The sequence below is a fragment of the Paracoccus sp. MC1854 genome (assembly GCF_014164635.1).
GTDB lineage: Bacteria > Pseudomonadota > Alphaproteobacteria > Rhodobacterales > Rhodobacteraceae > Paracoccus.
This window is the reverse complement of the sequence record NZ_JACJFU010000008.1, coordinates 136276-158368: the sequence shown is the minus strand read 5'-3', so window position 1 is coordinate 158368 and position 22093 is coordinate 136276. Positions and strand designations below refer to the sequence as shown.

The 22093-nt window shown below is 67.7% G+C and carries 21 protein-coding genes; 14 read left to right on the top strand and 7 right to left on the bottom strand.

The annotated features are described in order from the left end of the window. Positions 1–206 precede the first annotated feature (206 nt). From carB to H5395_RS09285, 3 genes are all read right to left on the bottom strand, one after another. Positions 207–3545 (bottom strand): carbamoyl-phosphate synthase large subunit, encoded by a 3339-nt coding sequence (gene carB, locus H5395_RS09295; RefSeq protein ID WP_182792283.1) that lies wholly within the window; start codon positions 3543–3545, stop codon positions 207–209. A gap of 97 nt (positions 3546–3642) precedes the next feature. Continuing rightward, positions 3643–4302 carry a flagellar hook capping FlgD N-terminal domain-containing protein gene (locus tag H5395_RS09290; RefSeq protein WP_182792282.1) on the bottom strand — a complete coding sequence of 220 codons (660 nt, stop codon included), beginning with the start codon at positions 4300–4302 and terminating at the stop codon, positions 3643–3645. A 9-nt stretch (positions 4303–4311) separates the two neighbouring features. Next, the gene (locus H5395_RS09285) at positions 4312–5487 is read right to left on the bottom strand and encodes a flagellar hook-length control protein FliK (RefSeq protein WP_182792281.1); all 1176 of its coding nucleotides are present in this window, start codon (positions 5485–5487) and stop codon (positions 4312–4314) included. A gap of 94 nt (positions 5488–5581) precedes the next feature. Here H5395_RS09285 and H5395_RS18895 point away from each other — a divergent pair, with 94 nt between their 5' ends. From H5395_RS18895 to H5395_RS09255, 6 genes are all read left to right on the top strand, one after another. Beyond that, positions 5582–5839, top strand: coding sequence for a chemotaxis protein chel (locus H5395_RS18895; RefSeq protein ID WP_234450791.1), 258 nt, complete (start codon positions 5582–5584; stop codon positions 5837–5839). Beyond that, complete coding sequence (locus H5395_RS09275; protein WP_182792280.1) at positions 5832–6146, top strand: hypothetical protein; 315 nt, start codon at positions 5832–5834, stop codon at positions 6144–6146. Before H5395_RS18895 ends, H5395_RS09275 begins: the two co-directional genes overlap by 8 nt. Positions 6147–6321: 175 nt before the next feature. Next, the gene (locus tag H5395_RS09270) at positions 6322–7164 is read left to right on the top strand and encodes a flagellin (RefSeq protein ID WP_182792279.1); all 843 of its coding nucleotides are present in this window, start codon (positions 6322–6324) and stop codon (positions 7162–7164) included. A gap of 73 nt (positions 7165–7237) precedes the next feature. Beyond that, the gene (locus H5395_RS09265; protein ID WP_182792278.1) at positions 7238–7603 is read left to right on the top strand and encodes a flagellar biosynthesis regulator FlaF; all 366 of its coding nucleotides are present in this window, start codon (positions 7238–7240) and stop codon (positions 7601–7603) included. 76 nt (positions 7604–7679) lie between these two features. Then, positions 7680–8081: a flagellar biosynthesis repressor FlbT gene (flbT, locus tag H5395_RS09260; protein WP_182792277.1), complete on the top strand. Its 402-nt coding sequence runs from the start codon at positions 7680–7682 to the stop codon at positions 8079–8081. Beyond that, positions 8078–8860, top strand: coding sequence for a DUF1217 domain-containing protein (locus H5395_RS09255; protein WP_182792276.1), 783 nt, complete (start codon positions 8078–8080; stop codon positions 8858–8860). Before flbT ends, H5395_RS09255 begins: the two co-directional genes overlap by 4 nt. A gap of 651 nt (positions 8861–9511) precedes the next feature. Here the strand turns inward: H5395_RS09255 and ubiB are convergent. Both ubiB and ubiE read right to left on the bottom strand, forming a co-directional pair. Next, positions 9512–11038 carry a 2-polyprenylphenol 6-hydroxylase gene (ubiB, locus tag H5395_RS09250; RefSeq protein WP_182792275.1) on the bottom strand — a complete coding sequence of 509 codons (1527 nt, stop codon included), beginning with the start codon at positions 11036–11038 and terminating at the stop codon, positions 9512–9514. A 1-nt stretch (position 11039) separates the two neighbouring features. Then, positions 11040–11792, bottom strand: a complete 753-nt coding sequence (ubiE, locus tag H5395_RS09245; protein WP_182792274.1) for a bifunctional demethylmenaquinone methyltransferase/2-methoxy-6-polyprenyl-1,4-benzoquinol methylase UbiE — start codon at positions 11790–11792, stop codon at positions 11040–11042. Positions 11793–11846: 54 nt separating this feature from the next. Between ubiE and mutM the strand changes: the two genes are divergently transcribed. From mutM to H5395_RS09210, 7 genes are all read left to right on the top strand, one after another. Continuing rightward, a complete protein-coding gene (gene mutM, locus H5395_RS09240) occupies positions 11847–12689 on the top strand; it encodes a bifunctional DNA-formamidopyrimidine glycosylase/DNA-(apurinic or apyrimidinic site) lyase (protein WP_182792273.1) in 843 nt (280 codons plus the stop codon). A 69-nt stretch (positions 12690–12758) separates the two neighbouring features. Next, positions 12759–13535, top strand: a complete 777-nt coding sequence (locus tag H5395_RS09235) for an enoyl-CoA hydratase (protein WP_182792272.1) — start codon at positions 12759–12761, stop codon at positions 13533–13535. Positions 13536–13694: 159 nt separating this feature from the next. Then, the gene (gene rpsT / locus H5395_RS09230) at positions 13695–13964 is read left to right on the top strand and encodes a 30S ribosomal protein S20 (RefSeq protein ID WP_182792271.1); all 270 of its coding nucleotides are present in this window, start codon (positions 13695–13697) and stop codon (positions 13962–13964) included. A gap of 507 nt (positions 13965–14471) precedes the next feature. Beyond that, entirely contained in the window at positions 14472–15860 is a 1389-nt protein-coding gene (gene dnaA, locus H5395_RS09225; RefSeq protein ID WP_182792270.1) for a chromosomal replication initiator protein DnaA, read from the top strand. Positions 15861–15954: 94 nt separating this feature from the next. Next, a complete protein-coding gene (dnaN, locus tag H5395_RS09220) occupies positions 15955–17073 on the top strand; it encodes a DNA polymerase III subunit beta (protein ID WP_182792269.1) in 1119 nt (372 codons plus the stop codon). After that, positions 17070–18149: a DNA replication/repair protein RecF gene (recF, locus tag H5395_RS09215; protein ID WP_182792268.1), complete on the top strand. Its 1080-nt coding sequence runs from the start codon at positions 17070–17072 to the stop codon at positions 18147–18149. The genes dnaN and recF overlap by 4 nt, the downstream gene beginning before the upstream one ends. Before the next feature lie 170 nt (positions 18150–18319). Continuing rightward, the gene (locus tag H5395_RS09210; protein WP_182792301.1) at positions 18320–18745 is read left to right on the top strand and encodes a VOC family protein; all 426 of its coding nucleotides are present in this window, start codon (positions 18320–18322) and stop codon (positions 18743–18745) included. Between the two features lie 27 nt (positions 18746–18772). Here H5395_RS09210 and H5395_RS09205 read toward each other — a convergent pair whose 3' ends face one another. Next, on the bottom strand, positions 18773–20554 hold the full coding sequence (locus H5395_RS09205; protein ID WP_182792267.1) for an adenine deaminase: 1782 nt from the start codon (positions 20552–20554) through the stop codon (positions 18773–18775). A 65-nt stretch (positions 20555–20619) separates the two neighbouring features. On the opposite strand from H5395_RS09205, the gene H5395_RS09200 reads away from it, so the two are divergent. Next, a complete protein-coding gene (locus tag H5395_RS09200; RefSeq protein WP_182792266.1) occupies positions 20620–21450 on the top strand; it encodes a DNA repair protein RecO in 831 nt (276 codons plus the stop codon). 121 nt (positions 21451–21571) lie between these two features. On the opposite strand, the gene H5395_RS09195 is transcribed toward H5395_RS09200, so the two are convergent. Then, the gene (locus H5395_RS09195) at positions 21572–21991 is read right to left on the bottom strand and encodes an META domain-containing protein (protein WP_182792265.1); all 420 of its coding nucleotides are present in this window, start codon (positions 21989–21991) and stop codon (positions 21572–21574) included. Positions 21992–22093 lie beyond the last annotated feature (102 nt).

Below are 22093 nucleotides of genomic sequence, written 5' to 3'. Positions count from 1 at the left end.
TGAAGGGCTCATGGAACGCCCATTCCTCGTCCGACATCAGGTCTCGTGCCAAGCTGGTCTCCATCGCAGATACCGGCTTGAATCACGATCAGCGCGCCATGAGAATCCCTTTTGTCAACAGGACCTACTCACCGACGCCTCGCGCGTCGGGCAGAGTTGAGTTAAGGCTGCAGGATGAGGTTGCAAGTGCAAAAGGCGAAATTTTCTCACCCCTGCAACGTCCTGACCCCCACGTCCCCCTCCTCGCGTGACTTGATCGCCGCCACGGCGGCGATCGCTCCCGCCGCGGTCGTGAAATAGGGGATCTTGTCGTAGAGCGCGACCGAGCGGATGTCGCGGGAATCGGCGATGGCCTGCGCGCCTTCTGTCGTGTTCAGGACCATCGCGATGTCGCCGTTCTTCAGGCGGTCCACGATGTTCGGGCGGCCTTCGTAGACCTTGTTGACCAGCTCGGCCCGGACCTCGGCGCCGCGCAGGAAATCGCCCGTGCCGCGGGTGGCGATCAGGGTGAAGCCCATGGCGGAAAGGTCGCGCATGGCGGCGGCCATCTCGGGCGTCTTGTCGGCGTCCTTGACCGAGACGAAGACGCGGCCCCCTTCCGGCAGATGCGTGCCCGCACCCATCTGCGCCTTGAGGAAGGCGCGGGGGAAGTTGCGGTCCCAGCCCATGACCTCGCCGGTGGACCGCATCTCCGGCCCCAGCAGCGTGTCCACGCCGGGGAAGCGGGCGAAGGGCAGAACGGCCTCCTTGACCGAGAACCAGGGTGTGACCGGATCGGCCAGCGTCATCGGGTCGGCGTAAGGAAGGGGCGTGTCGGGGCCGACGCCCGCGGGATAGGCAGGGCGGAGGGGGAAGTTCGCCATCGGCTCGCCCGCCATCAGCCGCGCGGCGATCGAGGCGATGGCGCTGTCGGTGGCCTTGGCGACGAAGGGCACGGTGCGCGAGGCGCGGGGGTTGACCTCAAGCACGAAGATCTCGCCGTCCTTGATGGCGAACTGCACGTTCATCAGGCCGACGACGTTCAGCGCCAGGGCCATGGCGGTGGTCTGGACCTTGAGTTCCTGAATGGTGGCCGCGTCCAGCGTGTGGGGCGGCAGCGAGCAGGCCGAGTCGCCCGAATGGACGCCGGCTTCCTCGATATGCTCCATGATGCCGGCGACATGGACGGTGTGGCCGTCGGACAGCGCGTCCACGTCCACCTCGATGGCGCCGGACAGGTAGCTGTCGAGCAGCACGGGGTTCTTGCCGGAGACCTGCACGGCGGTCGTGATGTAGCGGTTGAGGTGGTCGGTGTCGCGCACGATCTCCATCGCGCGGCCGCCGAGGACGTAGGAGGGGCGGATGACCAGCGGGAAGCCCACGCGCTGCGCGATCTCGCGGGCCTCGTCGACGCTGCGCGCGATGCCGTTGACGGGCTGCTTTAGCCGCAGGTCGTTCAGCAGCTTCTGGAAGCGTTCGCGGTCCTCGGCCAGGTCGATGGCGTCGGGGGTGGTGCCGAGGATCGGGATGCCCTCGTCCTTGAGCGCCTGCGCCAGCTTCAGGGGCGTCTGGCCGCCGAACTGGACGATGACGCCGTGGAGGGTGCCGTTTTCCTGTTCGACGCGCAGGATTTCCAGGACGTGCTCCAGCGTCAGCGGCTCGAAATACAGGCGGTCCGAGGTGTCGTAGTCGGTCGAGACGGTCTCGGGGTTGCAGTTGACCATGATGGTCTCATAGCCCGCGTCGGTCAGGGCGAAGCAGGCGTGGCAGCAGCAGTAGTCGAACTCGATCCCCTGGCCGATGCGGTTGGGGCCGCCGCCGAGGATAACGACCTTCTTGCGGTCCGAGGGGCGGGCCTCGTCTTCCACGTCGCCCATCGCGGGGGTCTCGTAGGTCGAATACATGTAGGGGGTCTGGGCCTCGAACTCGGCCGCGCAGGTGTCGATGCGCTTGAAGACGGGCAGGACGCCCATGCCGCGGCGGGCGCGGCGGATGGCGGTTTCCGTCTGGCCGGTCAGGTGGGCAAGTCGGGCGTCGGTGAAGCCCATCATCTTGACTCGGCTGAGGCCATGGGCGTCCGAGGGCAGCCCGTGGTGGCGGATCTCGTGCTCGGCCTCGACGATCTCGCGGATGCGGGCGAGGAACCAGGGGTCGAAGCTAGTGACGCGGTGGATCTCATCGTCCGACAGGCCGGCGCGCATGGACTCGGCGATGACGCGGATGCGGTCGGGGGTCTGGCGCGACAGGGCCTTGATGAAGGCGGGTTTGCCTTCCTCGGCCGCGCCCTCGATGGCGATCTCGTCGAGGCCGGAAAGACCGGTTTCCATCGAGGCCAGCGCCTTTTGCAGCGATTCGTGGAAGGTGCGGCCGATGGCCATGACCTCGCCCACCGACTTCATCGCGGTGGTCAGGTCGGGCTTGGCGCCGGGGAATTTCTCGAAGGCGAAGCGGGGGATCTTCGTGACCACATAGTCGATGGACGGCTCGAAGCTGGCCGGCGTGACCTTGGTGATGTCGTTGTCGAGTTCGTCCAGCGTGTAGCCGACGGCGAGTTTCGCCGCGATCTTGGCGATGGGGAAGCCGGTGGCCTTGGACGCCAGTGCCGAGGAGCGCGACACGCGCGGGTTCATCTCGATCACGACCATGCGGCCGTCGGCGGGATTCACGGCCCACTGGACGTTCGAACCGCCGGTTTCCACCCCGATCTCGCGCAGGACCGCGATCGAGGCCGAGCGCATCCGCTGGTATTCGCGGTCGGTCAGCGTCAGCGCGGGCGCCACGGTGATCGAATCGCCGGTGTGGACGCCCATCGGGTCCACGTTCTCGATCGAGCAGACGATGATGGCGTTGTCGGCGCGGTCGCGGACCACCTCCATCTCGTATTCCTTCCAGCCGAGCAGGCTTTCGTCCACCAGCACCTGCGCGACGGGGCTGGCGTCGAGGCCGGATCGCACGATGGCCTCGTAGTCGTCGCGGTTGTAGGCGACGCCGCCCCCGGTCCCGCCCAGCGTATAGGCGGGGCGGATGATGGCGGGCAGGCCGATGTCCTCCAGCGCTTCCATCGCCTGGGCGATGCCTGCGGCGATGTCGTATTTGCCGTTCGCCAGCTTCGGCGCGGCGACGATGGTGGCGCGGGGGTTCTCCAGCCCGATCCGGTCCATCGCCTCGCGGAACAGCTTGCGGTCCTCGGCCATCTCGATGGCGGCGCGCTGGGCGCCGATCAGCTCGACGTTGTATTTTTCCAGCACGCCCATGTCGGCCAGCGCCAAGGCCGTGTTCAGCGCGGTCTGCCCGCCCATGGTGGGCAGCAGCGCGTCGGGACGCTCGGCGGCGATGATCTTCTCGACAATCTCGGGGGTGATCGGCTCGATATAGGTGGCATCCGCCATGCCGGGATCGGTCATGATCGTGGCAGGGTTCGAGTTCACCAGGATGACCCGGTAGCCTTCCTCGCGCAGCGCCTTGCAGGCCTGGGCGCCGGAATAGTCGAACTCGCAGGCCTGGCCGATGACGATGGGTCCGGCGCCGATGATGAGGATCGAGGAGATATCGGTTCTTTTCGGCATGGCTTTCCCCCGGGCGATTGTCGGCGTGCAAATCGTCGGGGGTTATAGACAGCGACGGCGCTTCCGCAAGGGCGCGCGGGCCGGACGCGGCGTGAACTCAGCGCGATTCGCGCAGCGCCGTCACCTCGCTTTCCAACGCGCTTGCCCCGCTTGGCAGCGACAGCCTGACGCCCTCGGCGGTCAGTTCGGCCCCCGTGACGCGGGCAAAGGCGCCCACGGCTGTCGTCGAAAGCACCTCCTCTCCGCGGTGGCTGACCAGCTTGAAGCTGTAGATGCCGTGGGCGAGCGGCCCCTCGGCCGTCCGGCCTGCCCAGTCGACCTCGCCCGCCCCAAGGCCGATGCTTTCGCGCAGCACCTCGCGTCCGTTCCGGTCCAGCGCCACCAACTCGACCTTGTCCGCACCGTTCTCGGGCCGGATGTCCAGCGTGATCGGCTGGCCGTCAAAGGCGACCGGGGCGGTGGTGCGGACATCCTTCCCGATCCAGTCGGCAAGCTGCCCCAGGCCCCCAAGCTGCCCGCCCGCAAGCTGTTCGAGCAACTGGTTCGTCCGCACCTGCTGCTCGACCCCCGAGAAGGTCGCAAGCTGCACGGCGAAATCTGACCCCTCCATCGGGTTCAGCGGGTCCTGGTTCCTGATCTGCGTCGTCAGCATCTTGAGAAAGGTCTCGAAATCGCCGCCGGCGAAGGAGGCCGCGGCGGCAGGCGCCGGACCGGGGGAGGGAGCGGTGGCGGCGGCGGTCGGGGCGATGCTGGTCAAGGGATGCTCCTAAAGCCGGATGTCGAGGCGGGAAAGCGGGACGGCGCAGGGTGCGGCCTCTTGCAGGCCCTCGGGGATGCGCAGGCCGGCGGCGGCCCGGTTCTCTCCGCTGCGCCGGTTCCTGTCTTGGGGAGAATCGTGGCTGTCCTGCTGCAGGATGTCGAGACTGGGATCGGACATCCCGCCATCGCGCAACTCGCGCAGCAGTTGCTCGCCGTGGCGGCGGATGAGGTCCAGCGTCTCGGGCCGCTCGACGAACATCGCCAGATGGCCGGGGTTCCCCTCGGTCCCCAGAAGAACGGTGACGCGGCCAAGCTCGACCGGGTTCAGGATGAGTTCGACCTGTCCGTCGCGCGTGCGGACAATGGCATCGGCGATCTGACGGTGCGGCTCGGCAGGCGGGGGACGGTGCAGGGCGGGGGCCTCGGCGATGCGCAGCGGAGCCTCGCGGATCTCGGCGGGCGGGACCAGCGCCTCGGGCAGTCGGGTGTCGCTGGGCTGCAGGGTTTCCGGTGGCAGCGTGATGGCATCCGGGGAAGGGGCAGGCGGCGGCGCTTCCGCGCCGGGCGGACGAGGGGATGCGGAAGGGACCGGCGATGCCGTTCCTTCGGGCGCGTTGTCAGGGCCGATGCCCTCGGCGGGGGAGAAGACTGCCCGTGGCCCGACATCAGCCGGCCGCGGCCGCCTTGCACCCGGCTGCACCTGCGTTTCCAAGCGTTCAACAGTCTGCGGTCGGCTGGCCTCGTCGAAGCTGGCCGCCCCCTGCTTCTGCCGGTCCGAATCGAATTGCGAAGGCGGCGCCCGGTCCTGCTGCGGCACCGGACCGGGGGCGGGCAGGCCGGACACGCTGCCCGGCGAAGCGCCTTCTTCGGACAGGGCCGCCTGCGCGGCATCCGCTGCGCGCCCGCGCGGCAAGGCTTCGTTCACGGCAGGAGGAAGCGTCATCCCGCATGCCTCGGACCCGGCGGGGACATCCGGCTCGTCCTCGGCCGGTTCCTCGTTCCCGGCGGCTGACGAAGGCTCGGTTGCAGGTTCCTTTGGGGTCGTGCCGGGCGGTGGCGGCTCGCAGTCGGGCGCGTCAAGGACCGCCTCGAACAGCCCGCCCTCTGCAGCAGCGGGCTTTCCCCCGCCCGATGCGAGAGCCGGGGGGCAGGCCACCGGCCAGTTGTGCGATTGAACCTGCATCGACATGAACCTTCGGAATCACCTTCTTCGGGATAGGCGCATCCGGTTACCGAATATTTACCGCCAGCCGATATACGAGAAAAAATGGGTCAAAATGGAGATGATCGTGAACGTCGAGGGAGCGCGCCTGCATCCACCCCTTCGAACTGATCTTTCACGCAGCGCCGACAAGCTTGAAGCGGCCTTTCTGGCCGAAATGCTGAAGATCGCAATGCCGGACGGCGGCGGGGACGCATTCGGCGGCGGGATCGGAGAGTCGCAGTTCGCCTCTTTCCTGACCGAGCGGCACGCGGCCGCCATGGCCTCGCGTCTGGACCTGAACCTCGTGACCCGGCTGGCCGACCATGCGTGATCCCGAAGCGATCCTGCGGGATGCCTGCCGCGCCATGATTCGCGGCGAACCCGAGGCCTGCCAGGCCATGCTGGACATCTTCCACAAGGAAATCGCCGCGAACCCGCCCGATGATGCGCTTCGCGCGGCCTGCGAACGCCAGCTTTCGCATCTGCGCGAGCTGGCGCAGTCCGCGCTTGAAGGGCTGGATCAGGCGCGCAACTGGATGCGCGACCTGTCGGCGGTGCTGGGCGGGCTGGACGTTTACGACCGCGCGGGGCGGCACCGGGTCGGAACCGATCTCTCCGCCCGCACGCACCGGTTTTAGTAAAATGCTGCCGATTGTCGTTTTGCCGGGCGGGGCCGCGTTCACTATTCCTTAGACGTTGCCGATTAGGAAGGTGATCGCGTCAAGAGGACGCCGGGAATAGCCCGCTGGTCAGAAGGCCGGAATATCTGAAACGCGGGACGGAATGATCCGTCCCGAAACACCAGAGGATAAAATGTCCAGCATTCTGACCAACAATGGCGCAATGGTCGCGTTGCAGACCCTGAAGGGGATCAACTCGAACATGGCCAAGACCCAAAGCGAGATCTCAACCGGCAAGTCGGTCGCCAATGCCAAGGATAATGCCGCGATCTGGGCCACGGCCAAGATCATGGAAACCGACGAATCGTCCTTCAAGGCCATCCGCAGCCAGTTGAACGTCGCCGAGTCGACGGTCGCCACGGGCCGCGCAGGCGCCGAGAAGATCACCAAGCTGCTGGGCGAGATGCGCGACCTGGCGGCCTCGGCGTCCAACGACACGGCAGACCATGGCAAGGTGAACACCGACATCCTCGGAAAACGGGCCGAGATCGAGTCCATCGTCAATGCCTCGCAGTTCAACGGGATCAACCTGCTGAAAACCGATATCGGGAATGGCGGCCCCACCTTCTCGGTCCTGGCATCGCTTGACCGCGGCACCGCCGCGACGACGACGGCCAGGATGATCGATGTGACCTCTGTCGATTTCGAGGCTGACATCGTCGGTGGCACAGTCGCTGCAATCACCGACAAGGCATCCGCGCAAACGGCGATCGGCCAGATCGAGGCACTGATCAACACTGCGGTCGAAGGCGCGGCATCGCTGGGTTCTGCGGGCAAGCGGATCACGGGGCAATCCGAGTTTGTCGGCCAGTTGGCGGACTCGCTTAAATCCGGCATCGGCTCGATGGTCGATGCCGACATGGAGGAGACCTCGGCCCGCCTGCAGGCCCTGCAGGTCCAGCAGCAGCTGGCCACCCAGTCGCTGTCGATCGCCAACCAGGCGCCGCAGTCGCTGCTGTCGCTGTTCCGCGGCTGATGACACGGACCGGGGCTGCAAGGCCCCGGTTCAACCTTCCGACTGACCTCACGCGATCTGGAAAGGAGCGTTCGTGAACGCACAGGTTCCATACGGCTATGGCACTGCCGCCTCGGTCGAGGCCGACCCCCGCCGGGCCGAGGCCCTCATCCTCTCGAAACTGGCCGCCGGCATGATCCGCGCCTCGGAGCCCGGCAGCAGCTTTGCCGCCATGCCCGCCGCCGTGCACGAGAACCGCAGGTTCTGGCGCATAGCCGCTGAAGATCTTACGAGCGAAGGCAACAGCCTTCCGGTGCCGCTGCGGGCACAACTTCTGTCGATCGCCGGCTTTGTTGAAAAGGAAACCTCCCGCATCCTCGCCGGAGAGACGAGTGCCGCCGCGCTGGTCGAGATCAACCGCGCTGTCGCCCGCGGGCTGTTCGAACAGCCGCCCGGCTGACGCAGCTTTCCCAAAAAACCCGCCTGACAGACCTCCGCAATCAGGCCGCCGGCAGCGGCTCCAGCAGGGCTATCCCATGACCGGACTCATCCTCAAGCTCGCACCCGGCGAGCGCGTGCTGATCAACGGCGCGGTCATCGAAAACGGCGACCGGCGTTGCAGGATCGCGATCAAGACCCCGAACGCGAGCATCCTGCGGCTCAAGGACGCCATCCATCCTGACGACGTGGCGACCCCCGTCGCGCGGGTCTGTTACGACGCGCAGCTTCTGCTGTCGGGCGATGCCGATCCCGCGCAGGGGCGGCGCGACCTGCTGCGCGGGATCGAGCAGTTGTCCCGGGTCTTCGACGATCGCGACAGCCGGGCCGCGCTGGACGGCGCAACGGCCGATGTGATCGGCGGCAATGTCTATCGCGCGCTGCGCCAGCTTCGCAGCCTGTTGCCCCGAGAGGCGCGGATCTTCGCGCAGATCGCATGAGCTTCCAGCCGGTCGTCGGGCAGGGCGGCTATGCGGGCTGGCGGCTTCTCGCCCGGACTGGCGAGGCGCAAGGGGCGCTGGTCGCCCGCGATCCGCGGGTGGCGCGAGACACCGCGCATGTCCGCGCGAAGCTTGGCGAAGTCGGTAACGCCGAGGAGCTGGTGTCGGATTTCCGCCTGCTGCGGACCTCTCTCAGCGCCTTCGGGCTGGAAGGGGATGCGAACAACCGCTTCTTCATCCGCAAGGTCTTGGAATCGGACCTGAGCGATCCGAAAAGCCTGGCCAACCGGCTGAGCGACAAGCGCTATCGCGCCATGGCCGAGGCATTCCGCTTCGGCTCGGGCGGCAGCCCTTCGGCCAATCTTGCCGGCGAGATCGTCGGACGCCATGTTTCGGCCGAGCTGGAACGCAGGGTCGGCACGATCGACGGAAACCTGCGCCTGGCGATGAGCGCCGAGCGCGAGCTGAAGGCCCTGGGGGCGTCGGCATCATCTGACAACACCCGATGGTACAACATCCTTGGCTCGGCGCCGCTGCGGAAGGTGGTCGAAGGCGGGCTGGGGCTTGGAGCGGATTTCGGCAAGCTGCCGATCGACCGGCAACTTGCCGAGATGAAGACACGAAGCGGCAAGCTGTTCGGGTCCGACTCGCCCTCGGTCTTCGCCGAAGCCTCCAACGTGGAAAAGCTGATCCAGCGGTTCCTGGTCCGGGCGCAGGCTATCAGCCCGGCGCAATCCTCATACAACGCGGCGCTGGTGCTGCTGTCGAGCGGGAGGTGAACGAGCCGTCTCGCCGCATCGATGCCGCGGGGTGGGTCAGATCGGCGGGGATTGGCGTCAGTGGCCGAGGAGGGCTGACATGGGGGCTGGATGTTGCCGGAGGGGGGGCTTGGGCGGATCGGATTGCTGCGCTTCCCCAAGCCCGAGGCAGAGATGACGCGGCGCTTCACGGCTCCTCTCAGGGCACCTCACAACACAAGCGTCGGCGCCTTCGGGGAAGACGACGCTGCGGGCGGGAACCGGTTGTCGGCGTTAGGAACCGCCGGTCAGATTCTGCTGGTGGCCGCGGGACGGCAGTGCTTCACGTCTCCTTTCTGGTTCTTTCCGGGCACTTCACCAGGCAAGCATCTCACGCACCTGCGCCTTCGGGAAGGACGACGCTGCAGGCGAGAACCGGCTGTCGGCGTTAGCGACTGCCAGTCATGCTCTGATGGTGGTCACGAGAGGTTAGCGCTTCACGCTTCCTTGCGGGGCACCTCGGATTGCAAGCACTGGACGCGCCGGTGCTGCCGCCGGGAGGACGACGCGGCGGTCGGGAACCGGTTGTCGGCGCCGTGGCTGCCGGTCAGGGTGATGGCGGCTGCAGGGCTGCGGCTCGGGTTCGCTGCGGAGCAACGTGGCCTTTGCGGTCCGCACCGATGGCCGGTGCGGTCATGACAGCAGCGCACCCAGAACCGCGCCTGCTGCAAGCAGGGCGACCGCAAGCGGCCAGCGCGGGCTTGTCGGCTCGACGATGATCGTTGTCGCCTGGGGGCGGGACAGGCGGTCGAACTGGCGGTCCACGACCTCGGGCAGCAGGGGGGCGTGGCGGCCGAGCGCCTGCACCACCTTCAGCCCGTCGCGGATCGCCGCGCGGGGGCCGAGGTTGTCGCGGATGTAAAGCTCGACCGCCGGGCGGGCAGCGGCCCAGATGTTGATCTGGGGATCGAGCGTGCGGGTCACGCCCTCGACCACGACCATGGTGCGCTGCAGCAGGATCAGTTCGGTCCGGGTCGCCATGCCGAAGCGTTCCGTCACCTCGAAGAGATAGGCGAGCAGGTTCGCCATCGAGATGCGGCTGGCGTCGGCGCCGAAGATCGGCTCGCCCACCGCGCGCAGGGCGCGCGAGAACTGGGCCATGTCGCGGTCAGGCGGCACGTAGCCCGCCTCGAAATGGACGCGGGCGACACGGGCGTAGTCGCGCTGGATGAAGCCGTAGATGATCTCGGCATAGACGCGGCGGGTGTATTCGTCGATCTGCCCCATGATGCCGAAATCGAAGGCGACGATGTCGCCGTTCGGGGCGACGCGCAGGTTCCCCTGGTGCATGTCGGCGTGGAAGAAGCCGTCGCGCAGCGCGTGGCTGAGGAAGATCTGCAGCATCCGTTCCGCGATGCGGGCGGTGTCGTGTCCGGCGGCGCGGATCGCGGGCACGTCGGCCATGGGGATGCCCTCGGCCCAGTCGCTGGTCATCACCCGCCGTCCGCTGAGATCCCAGTGCGGCAGGGGGACCGAGAAGCCCGCGTCCTCGCGGGTGTTCTCTGCAAATTCGGAAGCCGAGGCGGCTTCCAGCCGCAGGTCCAGTTCCCCCATGACGGTGGATTCGAAATGGCCGATCACGTCGCGGGGGCGCAGGCGGCGGCTGGCGGGGGACAGGCGCTCGATCAGGCCGGCGGCGAAGTGGAAGGCGTCGATGTCGCGGCGGAAGGCGGCGGCGATGCCGGGGCGCAGGACCTTGACCGCGACCTCAGCGCCGGTATCGGCGCGGCGGGCCTTGTGGACCTGCGCGATCGAGGCCGCGGCTACGGGGGGCGAGAAGTCGGTGAAGAGCGTCTCGACCGGAGCGCCGAGGTCCTCCTCGATCTGCTGGCGGGCGTACTCGGTGGGAAAGGGCGGCAGGCTGTCCTGCAGTATCCGCAGGTGGCCCGCCATCTCGGCGCCCACGACGTCGGGACGGGTCGAGAGGATCTGGCCGAACTTGATATAGGCAGGGCCGAGCGCGGTGATCGCCCGCGTCACCGGCGGCAGCGCGGGGTCGCCCTTGTAGCCCAGCCAGGCGAAGGGCCAGCCCAGCAGCCGCGCGGCCACCCGCAGCCGGGGCGGGGCGTTCATGGCGTCCAGCGCCGCGCCCATGGCGCCGGTGCGCTGGAAGGTCGCGCCGGTGCGGATCAGGCGCCAGATGTTGTGGGGGCCGCGCATCTCAGATCTTCCAGCCCGAATGCAGCGCGGCGATGCCCATCGAGAGGTTGCGATACTGAACCCGCTCGAAGCCCGCGTCTTGGATCATTCCGGCGAAGCTGTCCTGGTCGGGAAAGCGGCGGATGGATTCCACGAGATACTGGTAGCTGTCGCGGTCGCCCGCGACCAGTTGCCCCAAGGGCGGGATCACATTGAAGGAATAGCGGTCATAGGCCCATTGCAGCATGGGCACGGGAAGCTGGGAAAACTCCAGCACCATCAGGCGGCCACCGGGTTTCAGGACCCGGAAGGCCTCGGCTAAGGCATCAGGGATGCGGGTGACGTTGCGGATGCCGAAGCTGATCGTGTAGCGGTCGAAGCTGGCGTCCGCGAAGGGCAGGGCCATGGCATCGCCCGTCACCCACGACAGGCGGTCGGCCAGACGGTCAGCCTCGGCGCGCTTGCGGCCCTCGACCAGCATCGATTCCGTCATGTCGCAGACCGTCACCCGCGCGCCCGGCGCCCGCTGAAGGAAGCGGAAGGCGATGTCGCCGGTCCCGCCCGCCACGTCCAGCAGGTGCTGGCCGTCGCGGGGCGCGAGCCAGTCCATCATGGCGTTCTTCCAGAGGCGGTGGACGCCCACGCTCATCAGGTCGTTCATCACGTCGTATTTGGACGCCACGCGTGAGAAGACGCCGTGAACCATCCCCGCCTTTTCGCCCTCGGGCACGTCGCGGAAGCCGAAATGGGTTTGCTTCGGGGGGGTGTCGATCATAGCTGAGCATCCAGTCGCCGGTCAGGGCGGCACCATGCAGCGGATGGGCGGGAAATGCCAGAACTGCCAGAGGTGGAAACGGTACGTCGCGGTCTTGCGCCGCATCTGGTGGGCCGCCGCATCGTGCGGGTGGACCAGCGCCGCCCCGACCTGCGCTGGCCGATGCCGCCGGACCTCGTGCAGGTGCTGACGGGGGCGCTTGTGACGGACCTGCGGCGGCGGTCGAAATATATCCTCGCCGATCTGGACCGCGACGCGAGCCTGCTGCTGCATCTGGGGATGTCAGGGCGGATCAGGATCGAGGGCGAGGCCTTGGGCCGCTTCCACCATGACCCCTCGATCCTGACGCGGCACGATCACCTGGTGCTGACGACCGAGGATGGCACCACAATCACCCTGAACGACGCCCGCCGCTTCGGCGCGGTGGACCTTGTGCGCGAGGGCAGCCACCGGCTGCTGGCGGCACTGGGCCCCGAACCTTTCGACGAGGATTTCACGCCGGCGCGGCTGATGTCGGCGCTTGCCGGTAAGAAGGCGCCCATCAAGGCGGCGCTGCTGGATCAGCGGATCGTGGCAGGTCTGGGCAACATCTATGTCTGCGAGGCGCTGTTCCGGGCGGGTATCCACCCGACACGGGCCTCGGGCCGCATCGGACCCGAGCGCATCGCCCGGCTGCATGTCGCGATCCGCGAGGTGCTGTTGCTCGCCATCGAGGCGGGCGGCTCATCGCTGCGCGATCACCGCCAGACCTCGGGCGAGCTTGGCTATTTCCAGCACAGTTTCCGCGTCTATGGGCGCGAGGGGCAGCCCTGTCTGCGCGATGGCTGCGGCGGAACGGTGCGGCGGATCGTGCAATCGGGGCGATCCACCTGGTATTGCCCTGACTGCCAGCGGTGACGCTGGAACCGGGGCCGCCGCTTTGCTAAGCCATTGTGAAATCGCAATCGCTGCGCGGAGCATGCTCACATGGCCTACAAGACCCTGATCGTCGAAATCGCCGACCATGTCGCGCTGATTCGCCTCAACCGCCCCGAGGCGCTGAACGCGCTCAGCGGCGAGCTGGTCTCGGAACTCGCCGCGGCGATGACCGCGGCGGACAAGGACGACAACGTCCGCTGCATCGTGCTGACCGGCAGCGAGAAGGCCTTTGCCGCCGGCGCCGACATCAAGGAGATGGCGTCGAAATCCTATGTGGACGTGCTGACGGACGACCTGTTCGGCCCCGAGATCGAAGCCATCCAGCGCATCCGAAAGCCGGTGATCGCCGCCGTCGCGGGCTATGCGCTGGGCGGGGGCTGCGAGCTTGCGATGATGTGCGACTTCATCATCTGCGCCGAGAACGCCAAGTTCGGCCAGCCCGAGATCAACCTGGGCGTCATCGCGGGCATCGGGGGGACGCAAAGGCTCACGCGCTTCGTGGGCAAGTCGAAAGCGATGGACATGAACCTGACCGGCCGCTTCATGGACGCGGCCGAGGCGGAACGCTCGGGCCTCGTCAGCCGGGTGGTGCCTGCCGACAAGCTGATCGACGAGGCGATGGGCGCGGCGAAAAAGATCGCCTCGAAATCCGCCGTCGCCACGATGGTCGCGAAAGAGGCCGTGAACCGCAGCTACGAGACGACACTGCGGGAAGGCTTGCTCTATGAACGCCGCGCCTTCCATGCGCTGTTCGCGACCGAGGACCAGAAGGAAGGCATGAGCGCATTCGCCGAAAAGCGCGAGGCGCAGTTCCGCGACCGCTGATCGGGGCTTCCCCTTTCTGTTCTTTGCCTCTATAGGCCCACGGTTACATGCGCGTGGGCCCGCTTAGGCAAGAATCAGGACCGATCCTTCCGGGGATCGGCTGTCTTGGGTCTTTTGCGCGACGACATGAACGCAACTGACCGATAGAGACAAACACACATGGCCAACACGCCCCAGTCCCAGAAACGCGCCCGCCAGACCGAGCGCCGCACTGCCATCAACAAAGCCCGCCGCTCGCGCATCCGCACCTATCTGCGGAAGGTCGAGGAAGCGATCGCTGGCGGCGATCCGCAGGTCGCGGCCGAGGCGCTGAAGGCAGCCCAGCCGGAACTGATGCGCGGCGTCACCAAGGGCGTCGTCCACAAGAACACCGCGGCGCGCAAGGTGTCGCGCCTGGCGGCGCGGGTGAAGGCGCTGTCGGCCGTCTGATCAGGCACGAACCGCATGGCTCTGCAAGGGCGCTCCGGCTTTCGGGGCGCCCTTTGTCATTCTGCACCGCAGCGTCACGATTCCTGATAAGATATTGATTTCATTGAGTTCATAAAAGAGATGCATCCCTGCCACAGATTCGCGGACCAAAGCACCTGTCAAGCCGATAGTTCGGTTGCGGCACCCTCGGGCTTGCCGCTAGCTTGGTCGGTGCGATTCACGTCGCGACAGGGGATGATGCCCGGACCGCCAGCTGCCAGCAGGGTCCGGGCAGGCGCAGACCAGGGCTGAAGCCCGCTGCCACGGGTCAGGCCGTGGCGCGCGTGGGCCTTGCTTCGGCTGCCACCGGAAACGGGCCGACCCGGAACAGATGGAAAGGGCCTCGTGGCCCCGCGCGCCAAGGGTTTCCGCGGCGTGGCTGTCCTGTTCGTCCCTGCGTCGTGGCCTGTGATGGCTGATGTCCCGCCGGCGTTCGCGGCGGGGAACGGGGACAGAAGGAACGACAGGATGAACGATCTCTGGGCGGGTGCGCGATCCGAGCTTGAGGCGCGGGTAGGGACGCACAACTACGTCACCTGGCTTGCGCCGCTGAGCCTGCGCGCCATCGATGGCGGCGCGGCCGACATCGCCTGTCCGACGCGCTTCCTGTCGGACTGGGTGTCGCGCCATTACGCGCGCCCCATCATCGACGCGCTGGTCCATCAGGGGGCCGAGGTCGAGCGGGTGAACTTCACCGTCGCCGCGCCCCGTCCTGCAGAGGCCCGTCTGGCCGAGGCCCCGGTGGCCGCTGCCCCGGCGGAGCTGCGCCCCGATCCCGCCCATCGCGTCACCCCTCGCGGCCCCCTGCGCGACGAGGAGATGACGGCGCCCTTGGACGCCCGTTTCACCTTCGACAATTTCGTGGTCGGCAAGCCGAACGAGTTGGCCCATGCCGCCGCCAAGCGCGTGGCCGAGGGCGGCCATGTCACCTTCAACCCGCTGTTCCTTTACGGCGGCGTGGGCCTCGGCAAGACGCACCTGATGCACGCCATTGCCCGCGAACGTCAGGCCCGCGACCCGCAGGCCCGCATCCTCTACCTGTCCGCCGAGCAGTTCATGTACCGCTTCGTTCAGGCGCTGCGCGAGCGCACCGTCATGGACTTCAAGGAACTGTTCCGCACCGTGGACCTGCTGATGGTGGACGACGTCCAGTTCATCGCCGGCAAGGATTCCACGCAAGAGGAATTCTTCCACACATTCAATGCGCTGGTCGATCAGGGCAAGCAGATCGTCATCTCGGCCGATCGCGCGCCGGGCGAGATCAAGGACATGGAGGAGCGGATCAAGTCGCGCCTCTCCTGCGGGTTGATCGTGGACCTGCACCCGACCGACTACGAACTGCGCCTGTCGATCCTGCAGTCCAAGACCGAGCAGTTCCGCCTGACCTATCCGGGCCTGCGGCTGGGGCAGGGGGTGCTGGAATTCCTCGCCCACCGCATTACCTCGAACGTGCGCGTGCTGGAAGGCGCGCTGCAGCGGCTCTTTGCCTTCGCCAGCCTGATGGGGCGCGAGATCGACCTCGACATGACCCAGGAATGTCTGGCCGACATCCTGCGGGCATCCGACCGCAAGGTCACGGTCGAGGAGATCCAGCGCAAGGTGGCCGAGCATTACAACATCCGCCTGTCGGACCTCGTCGGCCCCAAGCGGGTGCGGACGCTGGCCCGGCCCCGGCAGATCGCCATGTATCTGGCCAAGCAGATGACCAGCCGCAGCCTGCCGGAAATCGGCCGCCGCTTCGGCGGGCGCGATCACACCACGATCATGCACGGCGTCCGCAAGATCGAGGAACTGCGGACCGAAGACCGCAGCCTTGCCGAAGACATCGACCTGCTGCGCCGCTCGCTGGAAGCCTGAGGCTTCACGGGCGCTTGACCACGGGCGAACATTGAGGAAACTGAGCGCACGCCGCCCCTCGGGGCGGCTTTCGCGACCAAAAGGGCAAGGCGCCATGAAATTCTCGATCGAAAAGGCGGTTCTGAACAAGGCCGTGTCGCAGGCCCAGTCGGTCGTGGAACGCCGCAACACCATCCCGATCCTTGCGAACGTGCTGATCGAGGCGGCGCCCGAGGGCGTCAGCTTCCGCGCCACCGACCTTGATACCGAGGTCGTGGACCGCGCGCCGGCCACGGTCGAACGCCCCGGCGCCACCACCGTCAGCGCCGCGCTGCTGAACGACATCGCCCGCAAGCTGCCTGACGGGGCGCTGGTCAATATCTCGGTCGATGGCGATTCCGCCCGGCTGACGGTGCAGGCGGGCCGCGCCAATTTCGTGCTGGCGACCCTGCCGCGCGAGGACTTCCCGATCATGGCCTCGACGGAATACGCGGCGAACTTCAGCGCCCCCGCGCCGGTCCTGCGGCGGCTCTTCGACAAGTCGCGCTTTGCGATTTCGACGGAAGAAACCCGCTATTACCTCAACGGCGTCTACATGCATGTGGCCGATGGCGAGGGCGGCCGGACCCTGCGCTGCGTGGCGACGGACGGCCACCGGCTGGCCCGCGTCGATGCGCCGCTGCCGGAAGGGGCCGAGGCGATGCCGGGCGTGATCGTCCCGCGCAAGACCGTGGCGGAACTCAAGAAGCTTCTGGACGACGACGAGGCTGTCATTGCCGTGTCTGTGGGCGAGACCAAGGTGCGTTTCGCCACGCCCACGATTACCCTGACCTCCAAGGTCATCGACGGCACTTTCCCGGATTATACCCGCGTGATCCCGCGCGGGAACACGCGGCGGCTGGAAGTGGACGCGGCTGATTTCGCCCGCGCCGTGGACCGCGTGGCGACGGTCAGTTCGGAACGCTCACGGGCTGTGAAGCTGGCCTTGGACGAGGACAGGCTGATCCTGTCGGTGAACGCGCCGGATGCGGGTGCCGCCGACGAGGAACTGGCTGTCGCCTATAACGACGAGCCGCTGGAAATCGGCTTCAACGCCAAATACCTGCAGGAGATCGCCTCCCAGATCGACCGCGAGAATGCGGTCTTCCTGTTCAACGGCTCGGGCGACGCGGCGCTGATCCGCGAGGGCGGGGACGACTCTGCCGTTTATGTCGTCATGCCGATGCGCGTGTGACGCTTTCCCGCCTGGGTCTGGCGCAGTTCCGGTCCTGGCCGCGGCTGGCGCTGGAACTGGACGCCCGCCCGGTCGCCATCTTCGGCCCGAACGGTGCGGGCAAGACCAATATCCTCGAAGCACTCTCAATGTTGTCGCCGGGGCGGGGCTTGCGCAGCGCCGCCCCCGCCGATCAGGCGCGGCGTGGCCCCGAGGCGGGCTGGCGCATCCGGGCGACCATCGACGATCGTCCGGTCGAAACCGGTGCGGCCCCCGGCGAGGGTCGCCACGTCACCATCGATGACAAGACCGCGCCGCAGGTGGCTTTGGGGGCGCTGGCCCGCGTGATCTGGCTGACGCCGGCAATGGACCGGCTCTGGACCGACGCGCCCGAGGTGCGGCGGCGATTCCTCGACCGCCTGACGCTCAGCTTCGCGCCGGGCCATGCGGATGACGCGCTGGCCTACGAGAAGGCCATGCGCGACCGCAACCGCCTGCTGCGGGACGACATCCGCGACGACCGCTGGTATCGCGCGCTGGAAACCCGCATGGCCGAGGCTGGTTCCGCGATCACCCGCAACCGGCAGGAGGCCGTGGCCCGGATCATGCAGGCGCAGGCGGGGGCCGAGACCAGCTTCCCCTCGGCCCGGCTGGTGCTGCTGGCGGGTGACGGCGAAGCCGATGATGCGGACCCGGCCAGCATTGCCGCCCGTCTGGCCACAATGCGCCGCCGTGACATGGCGGCGGGCCGCACCCTGACCGGCCCGCACCGCGCCGACCTTGGCGCAAGCTGGGGACCGCAGGACATGCCCGCCGCGCTGAGTTCCACCGGAGAGCAGAAGGCCCTGCTGCTGTCGCTGATCCTCGCCAACGCCCGCGCGCTTGCGCCGGAACGTCCCGTCGTGCTGCTGGACGAGGTCGCCGCGCATCTGGACGAACCCCGCCGCAGGGCGCTTTATGACGAGATCGCCGCGCTGCCCGCGCAAAGTTTCCTGACCGGCACGGGGCGCGAACTTTTCGCCGCTCTGGACGACCGCGCCCGCTTCCTCCACGTTGCGCGGGACGAAGATGCCTCGACTCTGACCGACGAGGGATGATGTGACGCTATCCCGCAACAACGCCAGTCTTGCGACCCCGGAAGGCCAAGGGCCGACCGCTGGCCTCGATGGCCGAGGATCTCATATCCGGCCCCGCAACCGCACAAACCTTGCGAGGCGGGGATGCAAAGCCAGCGCCTCCACCTGGATTGACGAGGGCTGACATGACGCTGCCACGCAACCGCATCAGCCTGGTGACGCTTGGCGTAGCCGACCTTGAGCGTGCCCGGCGCTTCTATCTCGACTGGGGCTGGACCCCGCATCCGAACGCGCCCGAGGGCCTCGCGCTGTTCCAGATGCCCGGCCTCGCCCTGGCGCTCTTCGCGCTGGATGAACTGGCCGAGGACCAGCGCCGCCCTGTGGCCGAACTCGGCACCGGGGCGGTGACCCTCGCCCAGAACTGCGGCGATGCGGATGAGGTCGATGCCATCTTCCAGTCCGCCCTCGATGCCCGCGCCACCTGCCTCAAGCGCCCCGAAAAGGCGGCTTGGGGCGGCACTTCGGGCTACCTCGCTGACCCTGACGGCCATGTGTGGGAGATTGCCCACAACCCGTTCTGGCCGCTGGCCGAAGATGGGTCACTGACACTCCCCTGAGCTTCTTTCTGACCCAAATACCCATTGCTACCGCGACGCGGTCACCACGTCGCCGATCTGGAACCGGGTCACGTCCACCAGTCCCAGATCCGAGATCCGCAACTCGGGAATCACCACCAGCGCCAGCAGGACATGCTGCATGATCGCGTTGTTCAGCGTGCAGCCGCAGTCGCGGATGGCGTGATTGATGGCCTCGACGGCCTCGGCGACCTCGGCGGCGGGGCGCTCCGACATCAGCCCGGCGATGGGCAGGGCGACATGGGCCAGCTCGGCTCCGTCCCGGAAGACGGTAACGCCCCCGCCAAGTTCCGCCAGCCGGGCCGAGGCGGCAGCCATGTTCGCTCCGCAGGTGCCGACGACGATCATGTGATGGCTGTCATGCGCGATGGTCGAGGCGACGGCCATGCGCCCCCGATAGCCGAAGCCCTGCACGAAGCCGTTGACCACGCCGCCGGTGCCCTTGTGGCGTTCCACCAGCGCGATGCGCTCGACGCCTTCGGGGATCACCTCGCCGTCGCGGACGGGCAGGGTGGCGGTCAGCGCCCGGGTGGGGGCCTGGTTCTCGATGACGCCGATCACGCGGACGTCCGCCTCGGTGCCCTCGGCAGGAACGCGGAAGTCGGCGGCTGTCAGCGCCCGGCCGAGGTGGACAGAGTTGCGCGCCGCATCCGGCCAGTCGATCAGCGGGCAGTCCACCAGAAGCCGCCCGTCTTCCGCCACCAGGCGGCCTTGGGCCACCACCATCTCGACCGGCAGCGCCCGCAGGTCCGAAGTCAGCATCACGTCGGCCCTGCGTCCCGGGGTGATGGACCCCAACTCCCGTTCCAGCCCGAAATGCCGGGCGGTGTTGATCGTCGCCATCTGGATCGCTACCAGTGGATCGCAGCCACAGTCCACGGCATGGCGCACCACGCGGTCCATGTGCCCGTCATGCACCAGCGTCCCCGCGTGGGAATCGTCGGTGCAGAGCATGAAGCCCGAGGGGTCCAGCCCCCGCTGCGTGATCGCCGTGATCTGCGCCTGCACGTCATGCCAGGCGGACCCCAGCCGCAGCATCGCGCCCATCCCCTGCCGGACGCGGGCCACGGCCTGCGCCTCGGCCACCGTCTCGTGGTCATCTGCCGCACCGCCTGCGACATAGGCCGAGAAGGCGCGGCCGAGGTCGGGACTGGCGTAATGTCCGCCGACCGTCTTGCCGGCGGCGCGGGTCGCGGCGATCTCGGACAGCATCGCCGGGTCGCCTGCGGAAACGGCAGGGAAGTTCATCATCTCGCCCAGGCCCACGACGCCGTCCCAGCCCATGGCCTGCGCGACCTCTCCGGCGGTAATCGGACAACCGGTAGTTTCCAGCCCCGGCGCGGAAGGGGCGCAGGAGGGCATCTGCGTCAGCATCGTGATCGGCTGGATCAGGCTTTCATCGCGCATGAGCCGCACGCCCTCGAGTCCCATGACATTGGCGATCTCGTGCGGGTCGTGCAGGATCGTGGTCGTGCCGTGGGGGATCACCGCGGCAGCGAAGCCGGCCGGAGTCAGCATCCCCGATTCCACATGCATGTGGGCGTCGATCAGGCCGGGGACCATGTAGCGGCCCTCGGCCTCGATCACCTGCGTCTCGGGGCCGATGTTGGCGGATGCGTCGGGCAGGACGCAGGCCACGCGGCCGTCGGCGATGGCGATGTCGTGGCCGGGAAGCACCTCGCGCGTGTGGACGTTGACCCATTGACCGCCGCGGATCACGGTGTCGGCGGGCGCGCGCCCTGCTGCGACCTCGACCAGCCGCGCCTGAGCCTCGATCCACGGTTTCAGCATCTTTCCCTCGCCTTGTCTGTTCAATCGCGCCAGCTTGCGGCAGCCTGCGCGGGAAAGGAAGCCGGATGGAATGGCAGGGCGAGGCGACCGCGATCGCGCGGCGCAAGCATGGCGAGAACGCGGTGATCCTGACCGCGCTGACCCGCGAGCTTGGGCTTGTCTCGGGCGTCGTGCCGGGGGGCGCGAGCGTCAAGCGCGCGGCCATGCTGCAGCCCGGCAACCGGCTGGCCCTGCGCTGGCGGGCGCGGCTGCATGACCAGCTTGGCAGCTTCACCGTCGAGCCGGGGCGGACGCGCGCGGGGTTGATGGCGGATGCGGATGCGCTGGCGGGGCTGAATGCAGTGACGGCGCTGATCGGCTGGGCATTGCCGGAGAGAGACCCGCATCCGCGATTGACGGATGCGACCGAAGGATTGCTGGACGCGATGGAGGCGGGCAGTTCAGGCGGCTCTGACGGAATTGCCGGAGCCGGGGGGCTGTCTGCCCCCCGCGCCCCCCGAGGATATTTGGGCGATGAAGAACGAAAGCCGGGTTGGGCCGAACTCTACTTGCGCTGGGAGTTGCTTCTTCTGGACGAGTTGGGCTTCGGCCTGTCGCTGGACCGCTGTGCCGTGAGTGGCGCGCGGGAGGCGCTGGCTTACGTCTCGCCCAAGACGGGCCATGCCGTCACGGTCGAGGCGGCAAGCGAATGGGCGCTGCGTCTGCTGCCGCTGCCGGGCATTCTGGGCGGGCCGGAACGGCCGGACGACCTTGCTGCAGGTTTCGCGCTGACCGGGCATTTTCTGAACGCGAGGCTGGCCGAGGCGCAGGTGGGGCGGCCCTTGCCTGCCGCCCGCGCAAGGCTTGTGGCGCGGCTGACGGCTGGCGAGAAAGGCCGCATTCCACAGGACCCCTGATGACGGCGGGAACCAGCGCCAGTCCCTTCAGGTCGCGCATGTGACATGAAAGGGACCAACCTTGCCCGCAGTCTGGTGCGGTGCCGGGAAAAGGACCCCCCGACGGGCTGCCTTCGCGCGATCAGTTCCCCGAGCGTTCCAGCGTCATCCAGCCGAGCGGACTCTTGATCTTGAGAACGCCGCCGGTCCATTCGGCCTCGGAGGCTTGGGTGACCGCTTCGAGGAAGCGGCCCTCGAAGCCCTTGTGGCCGCAGGGGTTGTCCGTCCAGTTCATCACGGTGACGTTGATCTGCGGCAGGTTTGCGGCGTTGGTCGCGGCAAAGTTGTTGCACGGACCGTTGCCGGTGATCTGGCCCGGCGTCAGGCGGATGCGGGAATCGCGCGTGGGCACGGCCTCCTGCCCGAAGCCGACCATGGTGTAGGTGCCATAGGGGATGCCGCCTTCGAACCCGGTGCCGTCGGACGGCAGGGGGGCGGGGCCGCAGGCGGCCAGCGTGGCGAGGGCCGCGGAGACGGCGGCAAGGCGAAGGGCGGAGATCATGGCAGGCTTCCCCCGGGGATCAGGCATTTGAGTTCACGAGAATACCGCACGGCCCTGCCACCGGGTTGCCGCAAAGTCCATGCACGGGCGCGCGAGCACCCG